This window comes from Streptosporangiales bacterium (assembly GCA_009379955.1).
Taxonomy (GTDB): domain Bacteria; phylum Actinomycetota; class Actinomycetes; order Streptosporangiales; family WHST01; genus WHST01.
On the sequence record WHST01000042.1, the window covers coordinates 18,825 to 45,771 of the forward strand.

The 26,947-nt window shown below is 68.4% G+C and carries 28 protein-coding genes; 15 read left to right on the forward strand and 13 right to left on the reverse strand.

Annotated features, from left to right (window positions below):
- Nucleotides 1-15 precede the first annotated feature (15 nt).
- Both GEV10_14415 and GEV10_14420 read left to right on the forward strand, forming a co-directional pair.
- Nucleotides 16-696 (forward strand): CBS domain-containing protein, encoded by a 681-nt coding sequence (locus tag GEV10_14415; protein MQA79650.1) that lies wholly within the window; start codon nt 16-18, stop codon nt 694-696.
- A 153-nt stretch (nt 697-849) separates the two neighbouring features.
- A complete protein-coding gene (locus GEV10_14420; protein MQA79651.1) occupies nt 850-1,278 on the forward strand; it encodes a pyridoxamine 5'-phosphate oxidase family protein in 429 nt (142 codons plus the stop codon).
- A 61-nt stretch (nt 1,279-1,339) separates the two neighbouring features.
- On the opposite strand, the gene GEV10_14425 is transcribed toward GEV10_14420, so the two are convergent.
- From GEV10_14425 to GEV10_14435, 3 genes are read right to left on the reverse strand one after another with little or no spacing between them, the layout of a single operon-like run.
- Nucleotides 1,340-1,780 carry a universal stress protein gene (locus GEV10_14425; protein MQA79652.1) on the reverse strand — a complete coding sequence of 147 codons (441 nt, stop codon included), beginning with the start codon at nt 1,778-1,780 and terminating at the stop codon, nt 1,340-1,342.
- Complete coding sequence (locus GEV10_14430; GenBank protein MQA79653.1) at nt 1,777-4,530, reverse strand: GNAT family N-acetyltransferase; 2,754 nt, start codon at nt 4,528-4,530, stop codon at nt 1,777-1,779. Before GEV10_14430 ends, GEV10_14425 begins: the two co-directional genes overlap by 4 nt.
- Complete coding sequence (locus GEV10_14435) at nt 4,527-4,967, reverse strand: hypothetical protein (protein ID MQA79654.1); 441 nt, start codon at nt 4,965-4,967, stop codon at nt 4,527-4,529. Before GEV10_14435 ends, GEV10_14430 begins: the two co-directional genes overlap by 4 nt.
- Before the next feature lie 140 nt (nt 4,968-5,107).
- Between GEV10_14435 and GEV10_14440 the strand changes: the two genes are divergently transcribed.
- From GEV10_14440 to GEV10_14450, 3 genes are all read left to right on the forward strand, one after another.
- Complete coding sequence (locus tag GEV10_14440) at nt 5,108-5,761, forward strand: response regulator (protein ID MQA79655.1); 654 nt, start codon at nt 5,108-5,110, stop codon at nt 5,759-5,761.
- Between the two features lie 79 nt (nt 5,762-5,840).
- Nucleotides 5,841-8,426 (forward strand): HAD-IC family P-type ATPase, encoded by a 2,586-nt coding sequence (locus tag GEV10_14445; GenBank protein MQA79656.1) that lies wholly within the window; start codon nt 5,841-5,843, stop codon nt 8,424-8,426.
- Nucleotides 8,423-8,941 carry a hypothetical protein gene (locus GEV10_14450; protein MQA79657.1) on the forward strand — a complete coding sequence of 173 codons (519 nt, stop codon included), beginning with the start codon at nt 8,423-8,425 and terminating at the stop codon, nt 8,939-8,941. Before GEV10_14445 ends, GEV10_14450 begins: the two co-directional genes overlap by 4 nt.
- A 16-nt stretch (nt 8,942-8,957) precedes the next feature.
- On the opposite strand, the gene GEV10_14455 is transcribed toward GEV10_14450, so the two are convergent.
- Complete coding sequence (locus tag GEV10_14455; GenBank protein MQA79658.1) at nt 8,958-10,676, reverse strand: GAF domain-containing protein; 1,719 nt, start codon at nt 10,674-10,676, stop codon at nt 8,958-8,960.
- A 186-nt stretch (nt 10,677-10,862) separates the two neighbouring features.
- The gene (locus tag GEV10_14460) at nt 10,863-12,227 is read right to left on the reverse strand and encodes a DUF1298 domain-containing protein (GenBank protein ID MQA79659.1); all 1,365 of its coding nucleotides are present in this window, start codon (nt 12,225-12,227) and stop codon (nt 10,863-10,865) included.
- An 813-nt stretch (nt 12,228-13,040) separates the two neighbouring features.
- Between GEV10_14460 and GEV10_14465 the strand changes: the two genes are divergently transcribed.
- The 9 genes from GEV10_14465 (at nt 13,041) to GEV10_14505 (ending at nt 20,743) form a co-directional block, all read left to right on the forward strand.
- Nucleotides 13,041-13,976 carry a universal stress protein gene (locus GEV10_14465; GenBank protein MQA79660.1) on the forward strand — a complete coding sequence of 312 codons (936 nt, stop codon included), beginning with the start codon at nt 13,041-13,043 and terminating at the stop codon, nt 13,974-13,976.
- A gap of 139 nt (nt 13,977-14,115) precedes the next feature.
- Nucleotides 14,116-14,859 (forward strand): DUF998 domain-containing protein, encoded by a 744-nt coding sequence (locus tag GEV10_14470; GenBank protein ID MQA79661.1) that lies wholly within the window; start codon nt 14,116-14,118, stop codon nt 14,857-14,859.
- A complete protein-coding gene (locus GEV10_14475; protein MQA79662.1) occupies nt 14,849-15,877 on the forward strand; it encodes a nitroreductase in 1,029 nt (342 codons plus the stop codon). The genes GEV10_14470 and GEV10_14475 overlap by 11 nt, the downstream gene beginning before the upstream one ends.
- Before the next feature lie 104 nt (nt 15,878-15,981).
- The gene (locus GEV10_14480) at nt 15,982-16,590 is read left to right on the forward strand and encodes a DoxX family membrane protein (protein ID MQA79663.1); all 609 of its coding nucleotides are present in this window, start codon (nt 15,982-15,984) and stop codon (nt 16,588-16,590) included.
- 113 nt (nt 16,591-16,703) lie between these two features.
- Nucleotides 16,704-17,306: a hypothetical protein gene (locus GEV10_14485; GenBank protein MQA79664.1), complete on the forward strand. Its 603-nt coding sequence runs from the start codon at nt 16,704-16,706 to the stop codon at nt 17,304-17,306.
- A 35-nt stretch (nt 17,307-17,341) separates the two neighbouring features.
- Nucleotides 17,342-18,343, forward strand: a complete 1,002-nt coding sequence (gap, locus tag GEV10_14490; protein MQA79665.1) for a type I glyceraldehyde-3-phosphate dehydrogenase — start codon at nt 17,342-17,344, stop codon at nt 18,341-18,343.
- Nucleotides 18,344-18,360: 17 nt separating this feature from the next.
- Nucleotides 18,361-19,230 carry a universal stress protein gene (locus tag GEV10_14495; GenBank protein MQA79666.1) on the forward strand — a complete coding sequence of 290 codons (870 nt, stop codon included), beginning with the start codon at nt 18,361-18,363 and terminating at the stop codon, nt 19,228-19,230.
- Between the two features lie 29 nt (nt 19,231-19,259).
- Nucleotides 19,260-19,754 carry a cyclic nucleotide-binding domain-containing protein gene (locus GEV10_14500; protein ID MQA79667.1) on the forward strand — a complete coding sequence of 165 codons (495 nt, stop codon included), beginning with the start codon at nt 19,260-19,262 and terminating at the stop codon, nt 19,752-19,754.
- Nucleotides 19,755-19,774: 20 nt separating this feature from the next.
- Nucleotides 19,775-20,743 (forward strand): universal stress protein, encoded by a 969-nt coding sequence (locus tag GEV10_14505; GenBank protein MQA79668.1) that lies wholly within the window; start codon nt 19,775-19,777, stop codon nt 20,741-20,743.
- A 127-nt stretch (nt 20,744-20,870) separates the two neighbouring features.
- Here GEV10_14505 and GEV10_14510 read toward each other — a convergent pair whose 3' ends face one another.
- The 6 genes from GEV10_14510 to GEV10_14535 all read right to left on the reverse strand — a co-directional run bounded on the left by GEV10_14510 (nt 20,871) and on the right by GEV10_14535 (nt 24,516).
- Nucleotides 20,871-21,428, reverse strand: coding sequence for an ATP-binding cassette domain-containing protein (locus GEV10_14510; protein MQA79669.1), 558 nt, complete (start codon nt 21,426-21,428; stop codon nt 20,871-20,873).
- Nucleotides 21,429-21,541: 113 nt separating this feature from the next.
- Complete coding sequence (locus GEV10_14515; GenBank protein MQA79670.1) at nt 21,542-21,913, reverse strand: carboxymuconolactone decarboxylase family protein; 372 nt, start codon at nt 21,911-21,913, stop codon at nt 21,542-21,544.
- Nucleotides 21,914-21,930: 17 nt separating this feature from the next.
- Entirely contained in the window at nt 21,931-22,389 is a 459-nt protein-coding gene (locus GEV10_14520; protein ID MQA79671.1) for a hypothetical protein, read from the reverse strand.
- A 13-nt stretch (nt 22,390-22,402) separates the two neighbouring features.
- On the reverse strand, nt 22,403-22,720 hold the full coding sequence (gene tusE, locus GEV10_14525) for a TusE/DsrC/DsvC family sulfur relay protein (GenBank protein MQA79672.1): 318 nt from the start codon (nt 22,718-22,720) through the stop codon (nt 22,403-22,405).
- 9 nt (nt 22,721-22,729) lie between these two features.
- Entirely contained in the window at nt 22,730-23,986 is a 1,257-nt protein-coding gene (locus GEV10_14530) for an NAD(P)/FAD-dependent oxidoreductase (protein ID MQA79673.1), read from the reverse strand.
- A complete protein-coding gene (locus GEV10_14535; GenBank protein MQA79674.1) occupies nt 23,968-24,516 on the reverse strand; it encodes a hypothetical protein in 549 nt (182 codons plus the stop codon). The genes GEV10_14530 and GEV10_14535 overlap by 19 nt, the downstream gene beginning before the upstream one ends.
- Here GEV10_14535 and GEV10_14540 point away from each other — a divergent pair.
- The gene (locus GEV10_14540) at nt 24,437-24,814 is read left to right on the forward strand and encodes a hypothetical protein (GenBank protein ID MQA79675.1); all 378 of its coding nucleotides are present in this window, start codon (nt 24,437-24,439) and stop codon (nt 24,812-24,814) included. The two genes, GEV10_14535 and GEV10_14540, sit on opposite strands and share 80 nt — an antisense overlap.
- A 236-nt stretch (nt 24,815-25,050) precedes the next feature.
- Here GEV10_14540 and GEV10_14545 read toward each other — a convergent pair whose 3' ends face one another.
- Both GEV10_14545 and GEV10_14550 read right to left on the reverse strand, forming a co-directional pair.
- Nucleotides 25,051-26,283, reverse strand: a complete 1,233-nt coding sequence (locus tag GEV10_14545; protein MQA79676.1) for a peptidase — start codon at nt 26,281-26,283, stop codon at nt 25,051-25,053.
- 24 nt (nt 26,284-26,307) lie between these two features.
- On the reverse strand, nt 26,308-26,947 hold a 640-nt coding region (locus GEV10_14550; protein ID MQA79677.1), incomplete at its 5' end, for a hypothetical protein.

Sequence of the window (26,947 nt, forward strand, 5' to 3'; positions counted from 1 at the left end):
CGTGAGGTCGGAGGGATGACAATGAGACGTTTGAAGATCCGCGACTTCATGACGAAGGACGTGGCGACCGTTCCGCTCGATGCACCGTTCGCATCCATCGCGCGCCTGCTGGTCGAGCGCCGCATCAACTCCGCGCCCGTGGTCGACAGAATCGGCCACGTGTGCGGGATGGTCTCGATGAGCGACCTGCTCCACAAGGAGGGGAACCGTGACGACCCGGAGAATACGTTCGCGTTCGCCCACAGCACGCGGGTGTCCCACGCCAAGGGGGCTGCCACGACGGCTGCGAAGTTGATGACCGCACCTGCGATCGAGGTCGGACCTGACGTCAGCGTCGTCAGTGCTGCCAAGCTGATGGCCCGCAAGCGGGTGAAGCAGCTGCCCGTGGTCGAGGGCGGCACGCTCGTGGGAATCGTCACGAGATCCGACCTCGTGCGAGCCTTCCTGCGGCCCGACGACGATATCCGTGACGACGTCGAAGCGGAGTTCATCGCCCACCGCTCTGTATGGTCTCGCCTTGACGGCATCACCGTGGAGGTGGACAACGGTGTCGTCATGCTCACGGGTGACGTCGAGCGCAGAAGTGAACTGGTCACGGCCGTCAAGCTCGCGTCCAGGATCGAGGGTGTCGTCGACGTGCGGCCCGATCTCACATATTCCTTCGACGACACGGTCCCCGTGTATCCGGGCTTCTGAAGCGCACCCGTGAACGGCACCCTCACCGTGCCCTGACACGGTGAGGGTGCCGTTCACGGGTTGCGGCCGCGAGCACCGGTCAGGGTCGGTTGCCGGCAGATGGTGGGACCAACTGCCCTGGGTGATGCGCCCTGAGCGCGGGAGCATGGAGAGATGGGGACAGATGGGATCCACACTCTGAGCCGGGCGGCATGCCTGCGACTGCTGGCGACCGTGCCGGTGGGCCGGTTCGTCTACACGACGGCCGGGCTGCCCGCCATCGTGCCGGTGAACTTCATCGTGGACTCCGATCGGATCGTCTTTCGCACCAGTGAGGGTGCCAAGCTCGTCGCGGTGCGCGAGGGAACGGTCATCGCCTTCCAGGCCGACGACATCGACTCGGTGAGCAGATCCGGTTGGTCGGTGACCGTCGTAGGCAAGGCACGGCTCCTCGAGGGTCCGGAGGCGGACAGGTTCCGCAGTGATCTCCTGCGTCCTTGGGTGGGTGACACCCGCGAAGACGTCGTGGCGATCGACATCACGCTCGTGACCGGTCGTCGAGTCGGTCATGTCGACTCGGAGAGGCTGGACCGGGCCGGCTGAGCAAGGCACGTTGCTACCTGGTAGGCCGCTCACGAGGTCCCGTGTCCGCGCACGTCCCTGGTCAACCGGGCACGACGACGATGGGGCACTTGGCGTGGCGGGTCACCGCGGTCACGACCGACGCGTGTCCGAGGTGTGACAGCCATCCGTTGCCACGCGATCCGACGACGACCAACTGTGCGTCCGCGGATCGCCGGATCAGCTCCTCCACCGGCGGGGCGCCCACCGCCTCGACCTCGACGTCGATGCCACGCGTCGAGGCGCCGGCGAGTCGAACCCGGTCGAGGAGGACGATCGACTCATCCTTGAGAGCCTGCAGGTCGACGTCGTCCATGAAATGGACCGCGGCGCCTGCACCTGAGACCTGCACGCCCACGTGCGAGGGCTCGCAACGGACGACCCGAAGCGGTGCGTTCCTCGTGCGAGCTTCGCCGATCGCCCATTCGAGAGCGTGGCGTGAACCTTCGGAGCCGTCGACACCGACGACGACGGGAGCTGTCATGACACACGACCTTCCTGAGGCTCGGACGGCGCGCCGGTGCCGAGCGGTGGACGGAGCCGCGGCAACGCCGGGTCGGCGAGGTCGCGGGCGGGGTGGAGTCGGATCTTCGCGTCGACGATCGCGATGCCGGTCTCGGAAGCGATGACCGGGTTGAGATCGATCTCCGCGACCTGCGGCAGATCGTCCGCGAGACGGCCCACGCGGAGCAGGAGCCTCTCGACCGCATCGACGTCCACCGGCGTGGTGCCGCGGTAGCCGAAGAGCAGCGGTGAGCCGCGCAGTCCCCGGACCGCGCGCGCCGTGTCGGCGTCTGTCAGCGGGGTCATCGAGAAGACGTGGTCGGCGAACAGCTCGGTCGAGGTTCCTCCGGTGCCGAGCATGACGAGCGGCCCGAACAGCGGATCCTGGCTCACGCCGACGATGAGCTCCACGCCCGGCTTCACCTGCCGCTGGATCAGCACTCCCGGACGATGGAGCCCGGCGAGGACCGGTTCCATCTCCTGGTACGCCTCGATGACGGCCGCCGCGTCGTTGATTCCGACCCGGACTCCGCCCACGTCGCTCTTGTGCACGAGTTCCGCGCTGGCGACCTTCATCACGACCGGGTACCCGACCCAGTTCGCCGCGTCGACCGCGCTCGTCGCGCCGGACGCGCCGACCGCCTCGACGGTGCTGATCCCATAGCAGTCCAGCAGGTGGCGGGTGTCGACAGCGTCGAGACGGCAGCCGCCCGGATTCTCCAGCAGCCGCCGGGTCACGAGGTCGCGGGCTTGTTGCGTCCGGACGTTCAGGTCAGGAACCTCCCCCGGCGCACGCTCGCGCCATGCCACGTAGTCGATGACCGAGGCGAGCGCCTGTGCGGCGTCCTCGGGGAAACCGAAGACGGGAATGGCGTTGCGGGAACCGGCGATCGGCGGTCTGCCGGCACGTTCCCCGATCATGACGGCCACCACCGGTTTCGCCGCGAGGACGTCCGAGACGGACCCGGCCGCCTGGGCGAAAGCGTCGCCGTCGAGACCGGGCACGGGAGTGTGCACGGCGACGACGGCGTCGACACCGGGATCGCGTGCGACGTCCTCGAGGACGCTCGCCAGGTCGGCCGCCGACGCGCCGGAACCCAGGTCGACGGGGTTGGCTGCGCCGGCGACGTCGCGCACCGTGCCGCGGATCTTCGCCGTTGTCGACGGGTCGAGCTCCGCGAGCTCCACGCCGGCGGCCGCGAGTGCGTCGACGGCGAGGACAGCCGGGCCGCCGCCGTTGCTCACGACGGCCACCCTGCGGCCGCGGGGGAGCTCCTGGTGCGCGAACAGGCTGGTCACGTGGAGGAAGTGCTCGAGCGAGCGGGCACGAACGACGCCGCACTGCCCGAAGAGCGCGTCCACCGCGGTGTCGGAGGTCACGGCCGCGGCCGTGTGCCCCGTGGCCGCACGACGGCCGGCCCGGCTCGCGCCGCCCACCAATGCCACCACCGGCTTGTTCCGGCCCACGTGGCGGGCGAGACGGGAGAACTTCCTCGGATTGCCGAAGGACTCGAGGTACAGCGCGACGACACGGGTCCTGGCGTCGTCGTCGAAGTACATGAGCATGTCGTTGCCGCTGATGTCTGCCTTGTTGCCGGCCGACACGAATGCGGACAGGCCGATTCCCAGTTCCTCGGCCCGGCGCAGTACGGCGATGCCGACCGCGCCCGACTGGGTCATGAGCCCCACGGCGCCGGGGATGACTCCCGTGGTCGCGAACGTCGCGTCGAGCCGGACGGCAGGGTCGGTGTTCGCCACACCCAGGCAGTTGGGGCCCACCAAGCGCATGTCGCCCGCGCGGACGACACGAAGCAGCTCGTCTTGTCGCGCCTGACCCTCGGCACCGGCCTCGGCGAAGCCGGACGACAGCACCACGACACTGCGCACTCGCTTGGCGGCGCAGTCGCGGACGACAGGGATCACGGCGTCGGCGGGCACGGCGACGATGGCGAGGTCGACGTCGCCAGGGACGTCCAGGACCGACCCGTACGACGTCACGCCGTGGATCTCCGCTGCCGAGGGATTCACCGGGTACACCGCTCCGGAGAAGTCACCGTCGACGAGGTTCGTGAACACGGTCGCACCAGGAGACCCCGCGCGACGGCTGGCTCCGATGACTGCCACCGACCGTGGCCCGAGGAGGGAGTCGACCGAAGCGACGTCGTTGCGACGCTCGCGTTCTCCGATCGCCTCCCTGAGACGGTCGGTCAGGTGGACCGGGAACCGCACCTCGACAACCTCGTGGTCACGGGACATGTTGGCGTCGAACCCGGACATCCTGATGACGTCGAGCATCGCGCTGTTGGTGGTCAGCTCGCTGGACACGAACTCGCGGATGCCCGAGCGTTCGGCGGCCGCGGCGAGCCGTTCGAGCAGCAACGTCGCGATCCCCAGGTCGTGCATGTCGTCGGAGACCGCGAACGCCATCTCCGCGGCGCTCTCGGAGACCCGGATCGTGCTGCCCAGCCCGACGATCTCGTCGTGAACGAGTGCCACGTAAGCCCACGCCTCGCCGGCTTCTGCGTAATGGAACAACCGGTCGACGAACTCGTCCGCGCCGTGAAGCCCGAGGCTGAAGAACCTCAGGTAACGGCTCCGCTCCGACAAGCCGTGGTGCAAGGCGACGATCGCCTCCCTGTCGATTGATCGCAGGGGCCGGAGCCTGGCGATGACACCGTTGCGGAGGAGGACGTCGTCCTCGCGCGGCAGGTCCTGCGTCGAAGGGCTCATGCGGCCTTCCCCGTTTCCTGGGTTCGAATTCCGTCGAACAGCACGCCGAGAAGAACAAGGGCCGGGACACACCACAGCCAGAAGCCCCACCCGAACAACATGAGCGCCAGGTGGAAGGCGATCATCAGAGCCGTGCCCACCAGCCGGTGGCGCCGCCGACCGAACAGGACGAGGAGTCCTGCCGCGAGCTCGAACGCCGCGAGAGCCAGCATCGGCAGCGTGGCATGCGTGCCGACGACCGTCGACCACGCGGATCGGACGAAGGTGAGCAGCGCAGCATCCGCGAACGTCGCGTAGACATGGGGAGCGACGCTGGCGAGGTACACGTGGATGCCTGCGCCGAGGGCGAACATCCCGCCGAAGAGCACCCTCAGGAACGGCACGCGATGCACCGCCCGGGTGTGCGCTGGACGTGGTCGGTGGTTGGTCGTGGTCATGGATCGTCCTCCGGTCGTGATGCCCACAACCGTCGCGTGTGCTGAGCCCCGACACCCAGTGCCGTTGGTTGGCCTAGACCGGGCCAGAGGTCCCTTAACCCTCGACGGGCGGCGCGCGTACCGTGGCCGGTGTGGAAAAGATGATCACCGTCTTCCTGCTCGACGACCATGAAGTTGTCCGGCAGGGACTCCGTACCGTGCTCGAGCACGAGCCCGACATCGAGGTCGTCGGAGAGGCGGAGAACGCGTCGCAGGCACTCGGCCGGGTCCCCGCCCTGCGTCCCGACATCGCGGTCCTCGATGTCCGCCTCCCGGACGGCGACGGCATCACCGTGTGCCGCGAGCTCCGCGACAGAGTGCCGGGCTTGGCCTGCATCATGCTGACGTCGTTCCCCGACGACGACGCGATGATGCAGGCCGTCATGGCCGGTGCATCGGGCTACCTGCTGAAGGAGGTCAGGGGCTCGAAGATCGTCGACGCCGTCCGCGCTGTCGCGCAGGGGAACTCGCTGCTCGACCCCGTCGCCACCGCGCGGCTGCTCGACAAGCTCCGCGCCGACGCGCACCGCAAGGACCCGCTGGCAGCCCTCACCGCGCAGGAACGCGAGGTGCTCGCGCTCATCGGCGAAGGCCTCACCAACAGGCAGATCGGCGAACGGCTCTTCCTGGCGGAGAAGACCGTCAAGAACTACATCTCCAACGTCTTCACCAAGCTCGGCATACAGCGACGCACCCAGGCCGCCATCTTGGCGACCAAGCTGCAGATGGATCAGGACGAGCACAGCAGAGAGTGACCGTGGCCGGTCCCTTCGACCGGCTTCGCGGGACCTAGGCCCCTGCACCGAAACGGGTGCTCGCCGCGATCGTCGGTGCATGGCGACGAACGTGTCGGACATCCCGACGACCGACCTCACCCAGGGGCTTACTCAACAGCAGGCTGCCGCAAGGCTGCACGAGTACGGACCCAACGCCGTCCCCGAGCCTCGGCCGCCCCACCTCGGCAGGCGTATCGTCGCCCAGCTACGTGATCCACTCGTTATGGTCCTCCTGGCCGCGGTGGTCGTGACCGTGGCACTTCGCGACTACTCCGACGCGATCGTGATCATCCTGGTAGTCGTCCTCAACACCACCGTCGGTCTCGTCCAGGAGGTGCGTGCCGACCATGCCGTCGCCGCACTTCGCCGGCTCACCGCGCCGACCGCGCAGGTGATGCGTGACGGTCGTCGCTCGACGGTGGATGTCGGGACACTCGTTCCGGGTGACGTGGTACTCCTCGCAGCCGGTGACATCGTCCCGGCGGACGTGCGACTTGTCGAGGTCGCGTCCCTGCGGGTGGACGAGGCGGCATTGACCGGCGAGAGCATGCCGGTGGACAAGTACCTATCCGACGGTGACCAGGGTGAGGTCCTCGCCGGAACGGTGGTGACCGGGGGTCGTGGGCGAGGCGTCGTTACGAGGACGGGCCTCGACAGCGCTCTGGGCAAGATCGTCGCACTGGTCGCCGGGCAACCGCGACAAGCCACTCCCCTGCAGCGACGCCTCGCCGGACTCGGCCGGACGCTGGGAGTAGCGGCGGTGGCACTCTCCGGACTCGTGCTGGTCGCCGGCCTGGTACGCGGACTCCCGTTGGCCGACATGATCCTCACCGCTGTCAGCCTGGTCGTCGCGGCCGTGCCCGAGTCTCTGCCCGCCGTCGTGACCGTGACCCTCGCCCTCGGTGCACACCGGATGGCACGCCGGGCTGCCATCGTCCGACGCCTTCCAGCGGTCGAGACGCTCGGTTCCGTAACCGTCATCGCGGCGGACAAGACCGGCACCCTGACCGAGGGCTCCATGCGATGCGAGCTGGTCGCCGCGGGTGATGACCTCGTCGACGTGACGTCCACGCACCGTGCGCTCCGTGCCAGCGAGGCGGTACGTGCCGTGGCGCGTGACTTCGCCCTGTGCAACGACGCCTCCTGGTCCGGCCAGGACGGGGCATCGTCCACGGACGACCCGGTCGAGGTGGCGCTGGTCGCAGCCGCTCAGGACCTCGGCGTAGGTCCGGACGTGCGAGAGCGGCACCCACGGGTGCTCGAGATCCCCTTCGACGCCGACCGGCGACGAATGACCACGGTCCACCGCGCCCCTGACGGTTCCTATCTCGCCATGAGCAAGGGCGCTCCCGAAGTTCTGCTCGCTGACGAGACCGCCAGCCCGTCGTTGACCCGGACGGCCGAACGACTCACCCGCGCCGGATACCGGGTTCTCGCCATCGCAGAGGCACGGTGGGAGACCCGGCCTCCGGACGACGAGTTGGAGACCGGGCTGACGCCCGTGGGCCTGGTCGCGCTGACCGATCCGGTGCGCACAACCGCTCCGGAGGTCGTGCGCCGCTTTCGGCGCGCCGGCATCCGGATGGTGCTGATCACCGGTGACCACCCGGCCACCGCCGCAGCCGTCGCAGAACGCGTAGGCTTCGCGCGTCCGGCGGAGATCGCGACCGGTGCAGACCTCGCCGCCGGCACCGTGCGCGCAGAGGATGTCACCGTGTTCGCGCGCACGCGCCCCGAGCAGAAGATGGACATCGTCCATGCGTTGAAGCGACATGGCGAGGTCGTGGCCATGACCGGCGACGGGGTGAACGACGCGCCCGCCCTGCGCGCCGCGAACATCGGCGTCGCAATGGGCCGCGGAGGCACAGAGGTCGCCCGGCAGTCCGCTGACCTGGTGCTCGCCGACGACGAGCTCGCCACCGTCGGTGTCGCGATCGAGGAAGGGCGCCGGATCTACGCCAACATCCGTCGGTTCCTCGTGTACGCGATGTCCGGTGGCGCCGCGGAGATCCTGGTGATGCTCGTCGGCCCGTTCCTCGGCATGACCGTCCCGCTCCTGCCTGCGCAGATCCTCTGGGTCAACATGCTCACCCACGGGCTCCCCGGCGTCGCCCTCGGGGCCGAGCCTGCCGAGCGTGGCCTCCTCGACGTCCCTCCGCAGCGTCCCGGCAAGGCCGTGCTCGACCGGCGCCTGGCCGGTCGTGTGATGGCGATCGCGGTCCTCATCACAGCTGCGTGCCTAGGCACGGCTGCCTGGGCAGCGTCGACGGGACGGCCGTGGCAGACGATGCTCTTCGTCGTCCTCGGAGTCGCCCAGCTCGGAGTCGCGCTGTCCGTCCGCGCACGCCCCGCGGCCGGCACGAGGAGGAACCGCTCGCTCTTGATCGCGGTCACCTCCTCGTTCGTGCTGCAGCTGGCCGCCGTGACGATCGGACCGCTTCGCGACCTCCTCGGCACCGGTCCCCTCTCACCACGAGATTTCGGGATATGCCTGGCGGTGGCGGTCGTCCCGGGACTCGTGCTGGCGACGATCCGGGCACTCACCGCCGGAAGACCCCACCGGCGGGGCCCTACGCCCCTGCCGACCCGACACGCGACCGGACCACAGTGGGATCAGAGCGCACGGAAGAAGGGGCACTCATGAGGATTCTGGTCACGGTCGCGACAAGGCACGGGGCGACGGCCGGACTCGGCGAGGAACTGGGCACCAGGCTCTACGAAGGTCTGCACGAGCACGGGATCGAGGCGTACGTAGACGTCATCGAACCGGGCCACGTCGAGTCGGTCGACCGTTACGACGCCGTCGTACTCGGCAGCGCGGTCTACATGGGACGCTGGCTCGAGCCCGCGCGCCGATTCGCCAAGAAGCACGCCGACGCACTGGCAGCGCGCCCGACATGGCTGTTCTCCAGCGGGCCCATCGGCGAGCCGCCACGACCGGCCGACGAGCCGGCGGACGCGTCCAACCTAGTCAGGGCCATCAACGCCCGCGGGCATCGCGTCTTCCCCGGCCGGATCGACCGCGGCGCACTGGGACTCGGCGAACGCGCGGTCGTGCGGTCGCTGCACGTCCCCGACGGTGACTTCCGCGACTTCGACGCGGTCCAGGCATGGGCACTCGACATCGCGGCAGCAATCGCCGTCGAACCCGTCGCCTGACCACTCCCGTTGCCGGCTAGCCGTCGGGTGTCGTCAGCGGGACGCGCCACCGCAGCACGGTTCCAGGGTGGGCGTCCGTAACGTCCAACGAGCCACCCAGCTCTCCCGCGCGATTCGCAAGATTGGCGAGCCCGCTACGCCGCCCTTCACGAGGAGGGCCGACGCCGTCGTCGCGGACCTCGACGACCACGTCGTCACCGACGTCGACCGACACCGCCGCCGAGCCGGCGCGCGCGTGCTTCGCCACGTTCGCCAGCGACTCCCGCACCACCGCGAGCAGGTGCGAACCGACGTGGTCAGGGATCATCGTGTCGACGAGTCCCTCGAAAAGGACCGACGGCTCGAACCCCAACACCGGCGCCGACTCCGCCACGACGTCGAGAATCCGGGTACGCAGCCCGCGCTCGTACGTCTCCGGATTCTGCAACGCGAAGATCGTCGACCTGATGTCCCGGATCGTGACGTCGATGTCGTCGACCGCCTTGTCCACCCGCTCACCCGCCAGACGTGGCTGGACAGGGATCATCCTGCTCACGTTCGCGAGTCCCATGCCGGTCGCGAAGAGTCGCTGGATCACGAGGTCATGCAGGTTCCTGGCGATCCGCTCACGATCCTGATACAGGGACAGGCGCTCGGTGTCGCGCCGGCGTTCGGCCAGCTCGATGGCCACCGCGGCCTGCTCGGCGAACGCCGTCAGCGTCTCCAGCACCGAGGGTGAGAACGACACGCCCGGGCGGTTGTAGACGAGCAACACGCCGCGGGTATGACCCTTGTCGCCGAGAGGCACGACGAGCCGGTGCCCGACATCGCCCACGTCCGCCAACCGCTGCGCCACAGGTGCCTCACCGACACCCCAGCTCTCGGCGACCCCAGAGGCGTACACGGCACCCGCGCGACCGTCGCCCATGGCCACATTGACGCCGGCCAGCCGCGCCGCATCCTCCCCCGCGGCGGCCACGATGCGCAACGAGGTGGAGTCGTCCTCCGGTAACAGCACGAGCGCCTGCGTGGCGTCGGTGAAGTCCCGCGCCCTGGCTGCGATCAGGTCGAGAACCGGCGCCACGTCCGACCCCGACAACAGGGCGGACACCACGTCGGACGAGGCCCTCCGCCACCGCTCTCCACGCTGGGAGGTCTCGAAGAGGCGAGCATTCTCGACGGCGACGCCGGCCGCGGCCGCGAGCGCCTGGAGGATGTTCTCGTCCGACTCGTCGAACTCGACCCCGGTCTTCTTCTCGGTGAGGTAGAGGTTGCCGAACACCTGGCCCCGCACCCGAACAGGAACCCCGATGAAATCGCTCATCGGCGGATGATTCGGCGGGAAGCCGTAGGACGCCGGATGCTTCGAGAGATCACGAAGGCGAAGGGGCCGAGGGTCGGTGATCAGCAGGCCGAGGATGCCGTGTCCGGAAGGCAGGTGGCCGATCGCTCGCGCCTCCTCCTCGCTGATACCCAGGTAGCGGAACTCGATCAGTGACACGCCCTGCTCGTCGAGGACACCGAGCGCGCCGTAGGTGGCATCGACGAGCTCGACCGCCGCGCGAACGATCCGGTCGAGCACGTCACCCAGCTCGAGATTGCTGCCGACCGACACGACCGCACTCAGCAGCTCCTGCATCCGGTCGCGAACGGTGAGCACCGTGTCGACCTGCCCCTGCAGCTGCCGGAGCAGCTCGTCGAGCCGCAGCTGAGGATGCAACGCCTCACCGGGAGAGGGACCGTCGCCGTCACCCATCGTGATGCTCGACGACTCGTGCGCACACCGGGCGCCGCAGCCAGCCGGCACCGCGAACGGCTCGGCCAACGCTCCGCCACGCCAGGGCCGACCGCCTACCTGGATCTGGGCGTTCCCCCGTGCTCATAGCTGAGGCTCACTCCCCCGTGTGGCATGACCGCCAGTCGGCTTCCGGTGGGCCCAAGTTCATACCGAATTGCCGGACGCGGCAACCCCAACCAGAGATGTCGCGCGTGCGTCTCCTCCGGCGAGCACGTCGAGCTCCCGTTGTAGCGCGGCCGCCAGCACGTCCAGGTCCGGGCAGGTCGCCTCGTCGGCGACGACGGTCATGGTGAGGCGACCCGCGTAGGACAGCACGGCGAAGTTCACCGTCACGTTGCCAGTCAGTGTCGACACGGCGACCACCTCGTCCACACGCACTCCGAGGAAGGACAACGACCCGACCGGTCCATGCAGGTTGGTGACGGACGTGTCGATGAACCGCTGCCTCCGCACGAACCAGTCGAAAAGCCCCAACCGGTCCAGCGCCCGGAACACCGGTCCCAGCAGGGCGACCGACGCCCCGGGTCGTGTGGTCCGGTGCGATCTCGTGGTCCTGGTGACGGACGCCAGTCGGCGCGCCGGCTGACCACCCGTGGGGATCGGAACGGTGATCACGCCGACCTTGTTGGTCGGCCGGCTGTCGACCTGCGGACGTCTGCCGGAGACCGGGACCGACACGAGGACGGCGTCGGTCGACTCCCCGCGGCTCCGCAGCAGATCACCGAGCGCACCACCGACTGCCGCCAACAGGACGTCGTTGACCGTGCCACCGTATCGGTGCGCCGCCGCTCGGACCGCCGCGAGCTCGGCACGTACGACCGCAAGAGCGCGCTCCGAACCACACGGGCGACGCAACGAGGTGGGAGCCGTCGTGGCGACACCGTCGGCGACGAGTTCCCTGAGTCCGTCCCTGACATCTCGCACCTGCGCAGGCAAGTGCCACACCCGGCGACAACGTGTCCTCAACGTGTCGACGAACAGCTCGAAGTTCGTAGGTCGGGAAGCGGAGCGAGCGACGGGCACGACCGTGCCTCCGTCGAGCAATGCCTCCAACACGCCCATTCCGCCGGTGCCGTCCGTCATGACGTGATGGGTCACACCGATCAACGCCGCACGACCGTCCGCGAGACCCGTCACCATCGTGAGCGACCACAATGGATGGCGCCGGTCGAGTGGCGCCGCCATCGCGTCCGCGGCGAGCCTGAGGAGGGCGTGCTCGTCCCCGGGGGCGGGGCACGTCACCTGTCGTCGAAGGTGGTGCTCGATGTCGAACTCGGGATCGTCCACCCAGATCGGTCGGCCGCATCCCCACGGCGTCGACACCAGACACTGGCGCAGCCGTGGCACGGACCGTGCACGTCCGGTGACCATGTGACGTATCAAGGGCCAAGCCTGCAGGGGGGTGGTGTCGAGGACCAGGATCGCAGCGATGTTCCTGGGGTGACTCGTACTGTCCCCTGCGAGCTGCATGAGATCAGCCGAGGTCGCTCGATCGATCAGCGCACGCATCGCCGCTCCTCCCACTGTTGCGTCCAGCGGAACACGGGGTGTGTCGGCGCTCCAGGGCAGATGGTCCTCGTGGCACCGGCTTCTGTCCCTTCCCGGTAGGGACCATGCAGTCGACGGCGGTCACCCTGAGCGGGCGGCGACGGAGCCAGTGCTCCGCCGCGGCGCACTTCCTTGCCTTGAGCGCCGCGTCGGCGAGGCAGGCGATGCCAGGGGGACACCGCGCGGCAGGGTGGGCGACCGGCGGCAGTCCGACGAATAGGGGCGGCAATCTCGACCGCCACCGGAAGAGCCGGTTTGCCGGTCGGCCGGCCGGGAGCCGGGCAGGGACGCGTGACCCGTACGCCGGGTCCCACGGCCCGGAAGCCCCCTGGACGAAATGCTCCGCTCCCGACGAGAGTCTCGTCAGCTGCCTGCGACCCGTCGGACCGGGCCCTTGGTCCGGACAGCGCGGGAGCTTGGCCCCTGCGCACAGGTGCCTCCGGTTCACCACGCTGACACCATGCGTTGGAGACGTCCGAACCCGAACGACGGGCATCAGCCTGACACAGTCGAGTCCGCGGCAGACCCGGCGGTGCCGCCGGACTGGCCGGAACGGGCCTGCTGCTGCCCGGCTATGCCCGTGGTCAAGGCGGTCTTGGCATCCCGCCAGGACCGACGCCATCCGGTGGACCTGTTCCTCTGCGGTCACCATCACCGAGCCTCCCGTGAGGCCCTCCTCGCGGCCGACGCGACGATCGTCGACGCTCGCGGACGGGTCGATCCGCTCCCCGCGTTGGCGGACCTGGGGAGCGCGAGACCGCACGGGTAGCCCGGGTGGCGGCGAGACCAGCTCGTCACATCCGACGAGAGGAGGCACTGGTGCCGGCGTCGACAGCCAGTGAGGTAGTGGTCGGCCATGACGGGTCCAGGCCCAGCGAGGCCGGTCTTTCCTGGGCGATCGCGGAGGCCCGGTTGCGGCGCCTGCCGTTGGTCGTGTGCCATGCCTGGCAGTGGCCGTATCCGGGTCACGCTTCCACGCCCTCGGTCGAGGCGGCGGCACGAGAGGCCGCGCGCAGGGTCCTGGACGCGGCTGTCGCCCGGGTGTCCAGGATCGCCGGCGTGCCTGCGGTCCTCGGGCGATTCGTCGAAGGATCCCCCGCGGCGGCGTTGGTCATGATGTCGAGCAGTGCCACGCTCATCGTCCTCGGCGCACGAGGCGGTGGCGGGTTCGACGATCTGCGGGTCGGGTCGGCCGCCGTCCAGGTCCCTGCGCACGCGTCCTGCCCTGTGGTCGTCGTCAAGGACTCCGTCGCGGTACCGGTCGTCCCCTTCCGCGTGGTCGTCGGCGTGGACGGGTCACCGGCCAGCGAGGCCGCGCTCGCGTTCGCCTTCGAGGAAGCCGCGATTCGCCATGGGGAGCTACAGATCGTCTGCAGCTGGTGGGACGCAGGCGCCGCCCAGGGCACTCCGGCGATCCCCTTCACCCAGGTCGACGGCCTCGAGCAGGTCGCGGCGGCCCGTTTCCAGCGCACCGTCGCACCGTGGTTGGAGAGGTACCCGCATGTGGAGGCCTCGACGGCGTTCGTGATGGAACCGCCCAGGGAAGCACTCCGTGAGGCGTCCGTTGGCGCGAGCCTGCTCGTGGTCGGCAACCGCGGCATCGGGACCGCGTCGGCCACCCTGCTCGGCGCCGTCAGCCGCACCACCCTGCACGATGCGCCCTGTCCGGTCGCCATCGTCCATGCGACGCGGGACATCCCCCACGGCTGATCTCGACGACCAGAGACGGAATCCATGACCTTCGCCCTCACCCGGAGGACAGGAGTCCCTGCCCGTCAGGCGCCTCGGGACGTTGACTCGTCGTCGTGGACTGGACAGCTGCCGGCGACAGGTCTTGAGGAGGTGCAGCATGGCGCGAATTCACGCCACCCGACGCAAGACCCATCTGCCTGCCGGGAGGACGGAGCCGAGATCCACAACCGGCCGATCCGCTCAGGTCGCGGGGGCGCTCCTGAGCCTTGCCGGCATGGGGATTCTGATGGGCATCGTCACCGGTGAAGCTCTCTATCCCGGCAGCTACAGCACTCACCGCAATACGGTCAGCGACCTCGCGGCCACCCGCCCACTCGATATCGTGCTGCAGCCCTCGGCCACGATCTTCAATGTCACCATAATCGTCACCGGCGCCGCGATCCTCGCGGCGGCCGGGTTCGCCGGGCGCGCCACGAGCAACCGAACCCTTACCGTGCTCATCGCGCTCCTCGGTGTCGGCGTCGCCGGCGTCGGCTTCTTCCCCGGCGATCACGGTGCGATCCACGCGATCCTCACCCAGATCGCCTTCATCGCGGGAGGGCTCGCGGCCATCGTCGCCTCCTGGGCGAGCAAACCACCGTTTCGCTTCCTCTCCTTGGTCCTCGGCGTGACGAGCCTCGGATTCCTCACTCTCTACACCGTCGTAGGGCCAGGTGGCGTCTTCGTGGGCTCCCTCGGCGAGGGCGGGACCGAGCGGTGGATCGCCTACCCCGTCGTCCTGTGGCTGGTGGGCTACGGCTCATACCTGACCGCATCCGGAGCGAGAACGCCTCGACCCGGACCTCCATCGAACTCATCCCCGAAGGGACCTGACGATGCCGTCACACGCGATGACCCATGACGAGGAGATCCGGGGCCCGTGGTCCGTGGATCTCGCCGACTTCCCGCCCGACGCCGGTACCCACGAGGTGTTGGCGTTCGCCGCTCGTTTCGGCTTGCTGGCACCGAGTCCACACAACACCCAGCCCTGGCTCTTCCATCTGCATGACGCCCACCTGGACGTCATCGGTGACACCAGCCGTGGTCTCGCGGTCTCGGATCCGTACGACCGGGAGCTCGTCATCTCCTGCGGATCCGTGATCACGAATATCACCTTGGCACTGTCGCGTCTGGGCTACCGGTCCGACGTCGTGGTGATGCCCGATCCCCGTGATCCGGAGCTCTACGCGCGAATCGGTCTCGCCGGATCCGCCGAGCCTTCGTCCGACGACGTCGAGCTCTTCGAGCAGATCACCCGGCGCAGGACGAGCCGTGTCGCGTTCGACGAGAGACGGCTCCCCGACGAGCTCGTGACCCGCCTGGCACGAGACGTCATGGACGCGGGCGCGACACTGCATGTCGTCGACGACCGCAGGCCGACCGTGTGCGACCTGATCACCGAGGCGGACCGCCTCCAGATGGCCGATCCGCACTTCAGGCGGGAGTTGGCAGCCTGGCTCGCCGGCCGCGGCGATCGCGCAGACGGCATCCCGGAGTTCAGCGTGGAGATAGGGCACCTGCGCCTCCCCCCATTCGTCACTCCCCTCGTCGTCAGGACGTTCGACATCGGCGACGGCAAGGCGGCGTACGACACCGAGCTCGTCGAGCACTCCGGTCTGCTCGCCGTGATCGCGACACCACGAGACGACGTTACGAGCCGGCTGAGCGCGGGCAGGGCACTGCAGAAGGTCCTGCTCAGGGCGTGCGCACACGACGTGAGGTCGTCGTTCCTGAACCAACCCATCGAGATCGACTCGTTGCGTGGACGGCTGGCGACAGCAGTCGGTGCGGCCAACCCGCAGCTTGTTCTTCGACTGGGATACGGGCCGAGTCCCTCGCCCTCGAGGCGACGCGACCCCGCAGAGTTCTTCGTCTCCTGAACGACCAGCCAACGTCCCTCGCGGGTGGGACCTTCGCCGGTTCTCGCACAGGCCGATGCGGACGACGATCGTTTCGACAACGGTGAATCGAAAGGAACGAAACGATGAGTACCGAACAGAAGCAGGGAAGCGCGGCGGCTCCCGGCCACCAGGTCACTCCGCAGCACGAGAACCGCATCCCGCGGATCGAGTCCCGCGGACGTTCAGCTGTGGCGCTTGCCGTCACGCGCATCGCGGTCGGCTTCGTGTTCCTCTGGGCCTTCCTCGACAAGACGTTCGGATTCGGCTACGCGACTCCGAGCGAGCGCGCTTGGATCAACGGCGGCTCACCCACGGAAGGCTTCCTGAGCAACCTGCAGGCCGGACCGCTTCGCGGCATGTTCCAGGCGTGGGCAGGCGAACCATGGGCCGACTGGCTGTTCATGCTCGGTCTCGCCGGCATCGGCATCGCCGTCATCCTCGGTATCGGCCTGCGCATCTCGGCAGTCGCCGCGAGCCTGATGATGCTGATGATGTGGGCGGCTGAGTGGCCGCTGGCACGCTTCGGCTACTCGGGCGAACCGACCATGTCGACCAACCCCTTCATGGACTACCACCTCATCTACGCGCTCGTCCTCATCGTGTGCGCCGCCGCCTACGCCGGCCACACCTGGGGACTCGGACGCTTCTGGGAGAAGACCGCACTCGTCGGTCGCAACCGCTGGCTGCTGTGACGCCCGTACGGCAACGGGGGCGTGCGTCACAGCCTGGGGAGCGGGAACCCGCGGGGCAGGGTTCCCGCCCCACCTGGACGAAGGATCGACTACCACGCGTAAGGCAGATCGAGATGGCACACCACAGCAACCGTCGCGGCTCAGCCGTCCTTCGGAAGCTCGGACTCGACGAGAATCCCTTGAGACGCGGTAGCGACAGGATCCAGTCGTTCTCCTTGCTGGTAATCGGGCTCTTCATCGTGCTCGGCTGTGTGCTCGGAGTCCGCACCGGCCTATCCGTGTACGAGCATGAGCGGCAGGTCGAGATCGTCGACGCGCGTGACGGCTACCAGGTCATGGCGCGGGTTCTCGAGGTCTCCACCTCGGTCCCGACCGGCCGTGAAGGTGCTACGACGGCGCACATCACGCGTGTCACCTGGCAGGACGAACAGGGACGTGAACATATGGACACGATCACGGTACGCAAGGCCGACCGCCCGCACGGCGACATCCGGCTCTGGATCGATGCCCGCGGAACCGCATCCGCCTCCCCACGATCCGCTGGGCGCACCTTGGGCCTGGCGTTCATGCAAGGACTCGGTGTGACGTCATGGACAGCCATCGCCGCTGCGGTGGCGTACGTCGCAATCTGTGCCCTGCTGAACCTTCGCCGACGCCGTCAGTGGGACGACGAGTGGGTACTCGTCGAACCGCAATGGCGCCGCCAGGTGTTGTGAACGATCCACATCTAGCGTCACGCAAGGAGCATGAGATGACCACACGTGTGGCAGTCAACGGATTCGGTCGCGTCGGTAGGAGCTTCCTCCGTGCGGCGCGAGGCAGAGGGCTGGAGGTCGTCGCCGTCAACGACATCACTGACGGCGCCACGCTCGCCCACCTCCTCGCATCCGACTCGACTCTCGGCGCCTACCCCGATCGAGTGGTCGCCGACGAGGGCGCTCTCCTGGTCGGTGACGCCAAGATCACCCTGCTGAACGAGTCGGATCCGAACCTCCTCGACTGGGAGTCCCTCGGCGTCGACATCGTCATCGAGGCGACGGGCCGGATGCGCACCGCGGACACCGCGAGCACCCACATCGCCCGCGGCGCTCGCAAGGTCCTGGTCTCGGCTCCCGGAAAGAACCTCGACTTCACCGCCGTCTACGGGATCAACCACACGGAGTACGACCCCGAACGACACCACCTGGTCTCGGCGGCTTCGTGCACGACGAACTGCGTGGTCCCGATGGTGACCGTTCTCCACCGTGCCTACGGGCTCGAAGCCGGCCTCATGACGACCGTCCATGCGTACACCAGCGACCAGTCCCTGCTCGACGGACCGCACAAGGACCCGCGCCGCGCCCGTGCCGCCGCGGTGAACATCATCCCCACGAGTACAGGCGCGGCGCGCACGGCTGGAGTGGTACTCCCCGAGCTCGCAGGACGGCTCGACGGCGTCGCCGTCCGCGTCCCGGTCGAGGACGGTTCGCTCACCGACCTGACACTGATGCTCGACTCGTCCACCGACGCGGACGCAGTCAACGCCGAGTTCCAGCACGCCGCTGACGACGGCCTCGCAGGCATCCTCCGCTACAGCGAGGCGCCCCTGGTGTCCCGCGACATCATCGGCGACCCGGCGTCGTGTGTCTTCGACGCCTCCCTGACCCAGGCAATGGGGCGCCTCGTCAAGGTCTTCGGCTGGTACGACAACGAGTACGGCTACTCGAGCCGACTCGTCGACATGGCGACCTACATGGGCCGCTTCCTTTCTTGAGCACAGATGGAGCAGTCATGACCGACGGAGACCGCCGACCCGTGGTGGTCGGCATCGACGAGACGACTGAGAGCCAGGCCGCCCTCGGCTGGGCGGTGGAGAAGGCGCGATCGGCCGGCGTTCCGCTGAGAGTCGTCACGGTCGACCCGGCAGCGCCCCCGCCGCTCGAGTTGGCCGACTCGGATGCCGTTGCATCGTCGGCCGCGTTACGGCAACGACACGACGCCGCCGTCGAGTACGCCCAAGGACAGCTCGGCCGGGAGAACGTCTCGGCCCGCCTCACGACCGGTCGACCGGCCAAGGTACTGGTCGCCGAAGCGCGACAGGCAGAGTTGCTGGTGGTCGGTTCGCGTGTCCGGTCGGCCACTTCCGCGATCGTCATGGGCTCGGTGGGAGCCGCGACCGTGGCTCATGCGGCATGTCCCGTGGTCGTGGTCAGGATCTCGACCGAGATTGCGCCGGCGGACCGGATCGTCGTCGGCATCGACGGTTCACACCAGTCCGATGCCGCCGTGCGGTTCGCCTTCGAGCAGGCAACCGAGCGTGGCGTCCCGGTCGCGGTGGTGCATTGCTGGCAGCCGTATGGGTACGTCGACCCCATCCGGTGGGAACACGGCGTCCTCGAAGCCGAACAACAGCGGCGTCAAGACTGGATCAGACAGAACATCGCGCCACTGGCCAAGGAGTTCCCCGACGTGGAGCACACCGCGGAGCTTGTCGAGGGCCACACCTCTACCGAGCTCACCGAACGCTCCCGTAGGGCGTCGCTCGTCGTCGTCGGGTCTCGGGGTCACGGCGGCTTCGCGGGCCTCCTCCTCGGCTCGGTCAGCCAGAACCTCCTGCACCACGCGCGGTGCACCGTCGCGGTCGTGAAGGCACGGCCGTAGTCAGCAGCCAGATCGGTGAGGAGACAGCGATGACCGAGAACCCGGCCACCAGCCATGTCCCAGGCAGTGCGCTGACGCGCCACGCATTCTTCAGGGCGATGGCCCCGGAGCACGTCGAACGTCTTGCCGAGGTGACAAGAAGGACCCGCCTTCCCGCAAGGACCCGCATTTTCGACGAGGGCGGAGTCGCGGACCGTTTCTGGCTGATCGAAGCCGGTGCCGTGGCACTCGACCTCGTCATCCCCGGCCGAGGACACGCCGTGATCGACACTCTGGTCATGGGTGACGTCCTCGGCTGGTCGTGGCTCTTCACGCCGTACCGGTGGCGGTTCGGCGCCGTCACCAAAGGGCCGTTCCAGGCGCTGGAACTGGACGGGAGGGCGGTGCGGGCGATGTGCGCGGACGACGCCTCGCTCGGATACGACCTGACCCAGCGTTTCCTCGCCATCGCCCTGCATCGCCTGCAGAGCACGCGGATCAGGCTCATCGAGCTCTACGCCACGCCATCGGAGTACCACGACTGAGGAGGCTCGACGACGTCCTGGTGTCCACCAGCGTCGTGACGTCTGCCGGTGCCCGCCGAGCAGTGACCACCGCCACGGTCGACATGTATCAACGAGACGGAGGGATCATGACTGCGACGTCCGACCGGCCGCTGGTGGTCGGCATCGATGAGGCTCCCCAGAGCCAGCTCGCCCTACGGTGGGCGATCGAGGAAGCGAGATCCCGCGGATGCCCGCTGCACATCGTGTCGGTGTACGAGCTCACGACGCGTCCACTCGAATACGAGCTGGTGAGCCAGCTCGGCGCGCAATCCACGCTGCGTGACCGCTTCGACGAGGCCGTCGCCTTCGCCTTCGAGCGCCTCGGCGCCGATCGCGTCTCCCACGCATACGTCGCCGGGCATCCGGCTCAGGTGCTGCTCAACGAAGCCGCTTCGGCGGCCGCCCTGGTGGTCGGCTCCACATCACGGTCTCCCGCGGCCGCGGTCCTGATCGGCTCGGTCAGCGGCGCGGTCGCGGCACACGCCCGCTGCCCGGTCGTCGTGGTACGCGCGGCGCCGGCGGGACCGGCGGCCGGACCGGTCGTCGTCGGCATGGACAGCTCACCTCACTCCGACCAGGCGGCACGGGTCGCGTTCGAGCAGGCACACGGCCGTGGCCTTCCCCTCAAGGTCGTCCACTGTTCGAGCCCTCTCCCCGGATACGCCGATCCCGGCAAGTCACCAGGCGGTATCCTCGCCGACGAGCCGGACGGCCGCGAGAGGTGGATCGAGGAACGCCTGGCTCCTCTCCGTAAGGACCACCCGGACGTGCGCGTCTCCCTCCATCTCGTCGAGGGGAGGCCCGCGGACGAGCTCATCGCGTGCTCGGCGCACGCGACCATCGTTGTCGTCGGCAGCCGCGGACACGGAGGCATCGGCGGCCTCCTGCTCGGATCCGTCAGTCAGGCGCTCCTGCACCACGCCCGTTGCACGGTCATCGTCGCCAAGGACGTGCTCTCACCGAGGTGAGAGCCGACCTCGGGGACGTCGACATCGGAGGACGCCCTCACGCACCCCGGTCGAGGTCGATCACCTCGTCCACCTGATCGAGTCTCGCGAGGCGGTGCGTTTAGGAACAGGACGGTCCGTCCCTCGGTCACGGCGAGCGGTCGTCGGTGATTGCGGTGGCGGTCGGTTCTTCCAGGTGCTCAGTGGGCTCGTCCGGGACGAGTACGGGGAAGTCGGCGAGGAGTGCGCGGGCGAGGTTGAGTCGTTGCCGTTCACCGCCTGAGAGACGGGAGCCGTGCTCGCCGACGAACGTGTCCAGGCCCCGACGGCATGTGTACGACCACCGGCAGCAACCGCGCGCGACGCAGCGCGTCGACGAGCTCGTCCTCGGTGGCGCCCGACGTGTGGATACACCTCGCTGTACGTGCCCTCCAGCCCCGCGTTCGCCGCCGCAGGGCAACCATGACCCCGCCGCACCACGTAGATCATGTCCAGGTGCCGCGCCGCAATTCAGCCGGTTCAGAAGGCGTAACAGAAGTTGAGGGCCCGTACTCGAAAGACCGAGAAGCCGTGGCTTGACGTGCTCAGGACGCAACGGCTCGCGTAGCAACTGGTTGTCCAGCAGGTAGATCTGGCCCACCGAGAGGTAGCTCGCCGCCCGCCAGCACCCGTCGATCCTGCACACGTCCTCGCTGTCCAGCCCCATGACGACTCACCCTCGTGCAGGCAGGCAACCGAAGGCAGCGCCGAATGTTCTGGCCAGCGATCCCTCGACTCCACCACGTTCACCGCGGGTCCGGCTGCGAGATCAACGAAATGTCACGGGGTCGCGTCGAGCGGCTGCCGGTCGCGTTCCTCGCAGAACTCGCGCACCGCAGCGTAAGCACGGGCACCGTACACCGTCGCGGGCCCGCCGTTCATCAGGAAGGTGACACCGATGGCCTCCGCCGCCTCCAGAGGGGTGGCGCCCGCCTGAACCGCCGCGTGCGCGTGCGCGGCGATGCACCCGTCGCACTCCTTGCTCACCGCGATCGCCAGCGCGATCAGTTCCTTCGTCCCGGTGTCGAGAACGCCGGCGGCCAGCGCCGCGTCGTGCAGCTCCCGGTACCCCCGATAGACATCGGGAATCGCACGCCTGAGCTCGCTCGTGTGTGGCCGAAGCTCGTCCCTCACCGCCATGCCGTATGCCATGATCTGCTCTCCGATCATCAGGTGAAGACGATCTGGCCGCCGTCGGCCAGGTCGTACAACTCGCCGACGGTGATGATGCCCTTGACGTGCTCGACGAAGTCGTCCTCGCCGTAACCGAACAGGTCGACCGACGCCTTGCATGCGTATAATCCGGCACCGGTATCCGCGATCATCTCGACGAACTCCGGCACCGGCGGGATGTCGAGAGTGTCCATCTTCCGACCCAGGTAGCGGGTCATCAGCGCGGACACCCCCGGCACCGCGCCGGCCAACGTTGGCAGGTGGAGGCCAGGGTTCCCGACAGTCGCCAGCTTGATGCGCTGTTGTCGCCCGCGGTGAATGGCGTCCAGCCCGAAGAACGTGAAGAACAGGTTCGCGTCGATGCCCTCGGCGCGCGCCCCGTTCGCCATGATCAGGCCCGGGTAGACGCCGTCGAGCGAGCCCTTGGAGATGATGATGGATATCTTGTCGATCATCGTTTCGCCCTTGTCAGATGCAGCCGCGTGGCTTGGGGATGCCGGCGATCCGCGCGGCGAGCTTCGCCGGTCCCTTTGGGAAGAGCTGGTAGAGCTCCTTGATGGTCACGCCCGAGGACCGCGCAAGCGCGCGGACGTTCGGGCCGGTGCCGTTCTGCTCGTACTGGTAGCGCATGTGCTTGACGACCTGCCAGTGCTGCTCGGTGAGCCTTTCGATGCCGTACTCGCGGGCCAGCTCGGAAGTCATCTCCTCGCGCCACTGCCCCGGTTCGGTGAAAAATCCCTCGTCGTTCACGGTCACCGCGGTTCCCGCGTACACCTTCTCGGGCATGCTTCCTCCTCACTGCCGTGATGCGCCGGTCAGCGCATCGAAGTCCTTACCCGTCCGTGGCATCGCGGCCGTGATCCCCGGGATGGAACGGCCGGGCAGCAGCGCGCGCCAGTAGAACGACTGGAACATGAGCTTGCCGAGGTGGTTGAGCCTGGACTCACGCAGCAGCGGCAGTCCCACCCGAGACGGGAAACGACCGGGCAACGGCTCTGTGTCGTAGTTGAAGTCGATGAGCATCGCCTTGCCGAAGCCGGTCTCGACGAAACAGTTGGTGTGCCCGTCGAAGCGGGATGCCAGCGGCTCGCCCGCGAGGTGTCGCACGACGTTGTCCACCAGCACCTCGCCCTCGAAGTGCGCGACAGAGCCGGCCTTGGACGTCGGGATCGCGGCGGCGTCGCCGATGACGAAGATGTCCGGCCGGACCTTCGACTGCAGCGTCGACTCGTCCGTTGGCACGAAGTCGAGCTCGTCGCCCAGTCCCGGCGACCTACCGACGTACTCCTCGCCGCTGTGCACCGGGACGACGACGGCTAGGTCGAACTCGACCGTTCGCTCGTCGAACGAGACCAGCCGTCCTGCCTCGCCGTCGACCTGACCGGTATTGAACTCGGTCACCAGCTCGATGCCCTTCTCCTCCAGCAGGCCGGCAAGGGTGCGTGTCGCGACGGGCTTGGTGAACGCTCCGTCGAGTGGCGTGACGTAGGTGAGCCGGACCCTGTCGCGGATTCCGCGGTCACGCAAATACCAGTCAGCGAGGAAGCAGAACTCCAGCGGTGCCACCGGACACTTGATCGGCATGTCGACGACGTTCACGACGAGGTGCCCACCGTCGAACGTCGGTAGCGCGGAAGCCAGCGCAGTCGCACCGTCGAGGTCGTAGAACGTATGGACGGTCTCGTGCCATCCCGGACCGTGGAGACCCTCGGTTTCCTCTGGAACGAGCCGTGTCCCGCTGGCGATGACGAGCACGTCGTAGCCGAGCACCGTGCCGTCGAGCAGCTGCACGTGCCGGTCGTCGACGTCGACACGGTCGACCGCTCCGCACCGGTAGTCCACGCCGTCGCGGAGCTGCTGTTGCCGCGGCCGGACGATCTTCTCCGGCACGGCGAGCCCGAAGGGAACCAACAGCAGGCCGGGCTGGTAGACGTGACGGTCGTCCCGGTCGACCACGGTGATCCTGGCGTCGTCGCCGAGCTTCCGGCGAAGCCGGTTGGCCACCGATGTGCCGCCGGTGCCCCCGCCAAGAATCACGATGCGCCGTTCCATACTTTCAGTCTTCGGCGCGGGTCCGGCCCCACCCAGAGCCGATGGTCCCGCACGATCGGGGCGAACGGCGTAACCTCGTGGGCGCGGTTCTCCGGTCGCCCACGTCCCCGCGAGGCACCGGGGCCGCCGAGTCTTGCGGGCCCGGAGAAGACGACGGCGATGCCGAGGATGAAGCCGAAGTCGTACCAGTTCCCGTTGTTGTGCACCTCATAGAGGCTCACATCGGAGGCCGCCACCGGTGGACCGGCGGCCTCGGCGACCGACTCGTCCGGCGGCTCGCCGAGGTTGACTGCGCGCATGTACGCGCATGGTGGCGAGTTTCGCAGGACGCGGCGGACGGACTCGGGATCGCCGGCGGTGCACGGCTCGCCCAGGTACTCGACCGGGATGCGCACCGCGTCGACCCCGCCGAACAGGTTGTCCGCGTTCTCACCGTCGTGCCCTGTGTCGGTGAGCGCGTCGACGAGCGTGTGGAGCAACTGGAGCATCGCCCTGGCCAGCCTGTGGATCCCTGCTGTCGTCAACCTCATCGGTGTGCGGCAGATGGCATGGTTCCAGAACCTCACCGTCGTGCTGACGTTCGCTCCTCTGTTGTTCTGCGTTTCGTCGACAGGCTCAAGGAGATCCTCGTCAGGAACTCCGGTGTCCCACGACCATCCGCAAGATCGACGACCACCGCGGGACAGACGCGGTCATCGACCTCGGCGCGATCGCAGCGGTCGTCTTCGACACCGACGGAGTCGTCACCGACACAGCACGCGTGCATGGTCAGGTGTGGAAACAGGTCTTCGACCAGTTCCTGCGCACACGAGCCAGCCGGTGGGGTGAGGAGTACCGGCCATCCGACGTGCGGGCGACTACCTGGCGTTCGTCGACGACAACATGTTCGACGTCCGCGTCGACGGTCTCGACGCGGCCTGACCGGCAAGCCCGACCGCCACCTTCCTCGAGGCCCCGCGTCGTCTCGACACGATCGGCGCGGACCTCGCCGACGTCCGCATCACCGGTCGGCGGCACAAGCCGCAAGTGCGTGGTCGATCCGGCACGACGGGTCCCCCCACCTACTACCCAGGGGTATTCGGCGCAGGCACGGGTCTGTCGATCCGTCGCAGATGACGGAGCTGGACGAGACGCTGTAGGTCGTCAACGGTGATCATTCCGATGATCATGTTCCCGGCCGCACCGTGGTCGGTGACGACAGCGATGAGTACGCCGGCGAGCGCAGTGCGGTCGAGCAGTGAGAACAGCGGAGCATCCGGCGGAACGACGTACTCGGCGGGCAGCGCGACCGCGATCGTGTCGAGCCGTTCGTCCGCGTGGTCGGCGGGTACTCGCGCCAGGAGGTCGAGGGTCACGACGCCTCGCGGTCCCCCGTCGAATCCCACCACGGGGAAGACCGTCTGCCGGGATCTGGTCGCGACCTTCTCAGCGAACGTCCGTACGGAGTCCCACGCAGGCGCCGTGTCGGGATGTGGGGTCATCACGTCGCGGGCAACGATGCCGCGGGAAGCCGCACGGATGATGCCGGTTCGCTGCTCGGCGCCGGCGGATTGAACGAGGAACCAGCCGAGGAGCACCAGCCACAGCCCGTCCAGCCGTCCCAGCGCGAGAACCTCGAGGACACCCAACCCGATCATGACGGCACCTGTCGCCTTCCCCGCGCGCGTGGCGATCCGGTCGGCGCGAGCGCGGTCGCCATGGATGCGCCACAGCACTGCGCGCAGCACCCGGCCGCCGTCCAGCGGCGCACCGGGAAGCAGGTTGAACGCACCGAGGAACGCGTTCATCACACCGATCCACAGCACTGCCTTCACCACTGCAGCTGGTGCGCCAACCGTGTCGAGCCCCCATGCCGCCGCGAGCAGGGCGACGCCGGCGGCGACGCTGGTGAGCGGGCCGGCTACGGCGATCTCGAGCTCTGTCCGCGGGCTCGGCGCCTCGCCCTCCAGGTGGGCGACACCACCCAGCATCCACAGCGTGATCGCCCGCACCCGCACCCCCCGACGCCGTGCAACGAGCGCGTGCGCGAGCTCATGAGCGAGCAACGACGCGAGGAACACGACGGCGCCGGGCACGGCGACCAACCAGTACGTCGTGGCCGATCCCCCCGGTGCCATCGTCGGCAGCACGGAGTCGCCGAGGAGCACGACGACCAGTGCCATGATCACCAGAACCGACCAGTGGACGCCGACGGGAACGCCGGCGATTCTGCCCAGACGAAGCGTCTGTCTCATGACGACCTCCCACAGTCCACACTCACCACCGCGATGGCCAAGAAGTAGCGGCGAAGGTCCCATCCGTGCCGGCCGTCCGGCCAGCACTCAGGCAGCGACGCGTCGCCGCCACGCCCGGATCGCCTTGTGGGTGGCGTCGGCGAGGACGACGACGGGTATGACGCACGCCGCAACAGCCCAACCGACCAATGGTGGGAAGTCCCCGCCGAGCACGCGCGCAACCGGCGGGATTCCCACGAACCCGAGCAGGGCCGCGCACTCGACAGCCACGGCGCCGAGCAGGAGGCGATTGCCGCCCAGTCGCAGGCGTCCGATCCACCTCGACTCGCTGCGACAGGCGAACGCCGTGGCGAGCTGACCGAGCACGACCGCGGTGAACGCCGTGCCGGACGCGACGGCGAGCAGTCCAGCCGACGGTGTGATTCCCCAGGTCCAGCCGCCGGCGATCAGCACGAGCGTGAACGCCGCCATCTCGACACCCGCCTCGGCGGGCCCGAGCACTCCGAACACCCTCAGCAGCACGGCCCTGTCGACCAACCGCTTATTACGCATCCTCCCCTGCATGGTCCGGGGATTCGGGCGTTCGGCGCCTAGATGAATGATTCCGTGAAGCTGCTGGTCAGTGGTCGTAGGCGGTGAGTGATCGTTTGCTGGTGACGCCGGTGGTCCAGTTGTGCCAGATCCCGGCGGCCATGGCCAGCAGGCGTTGGGCGACTCGGGTGAATAC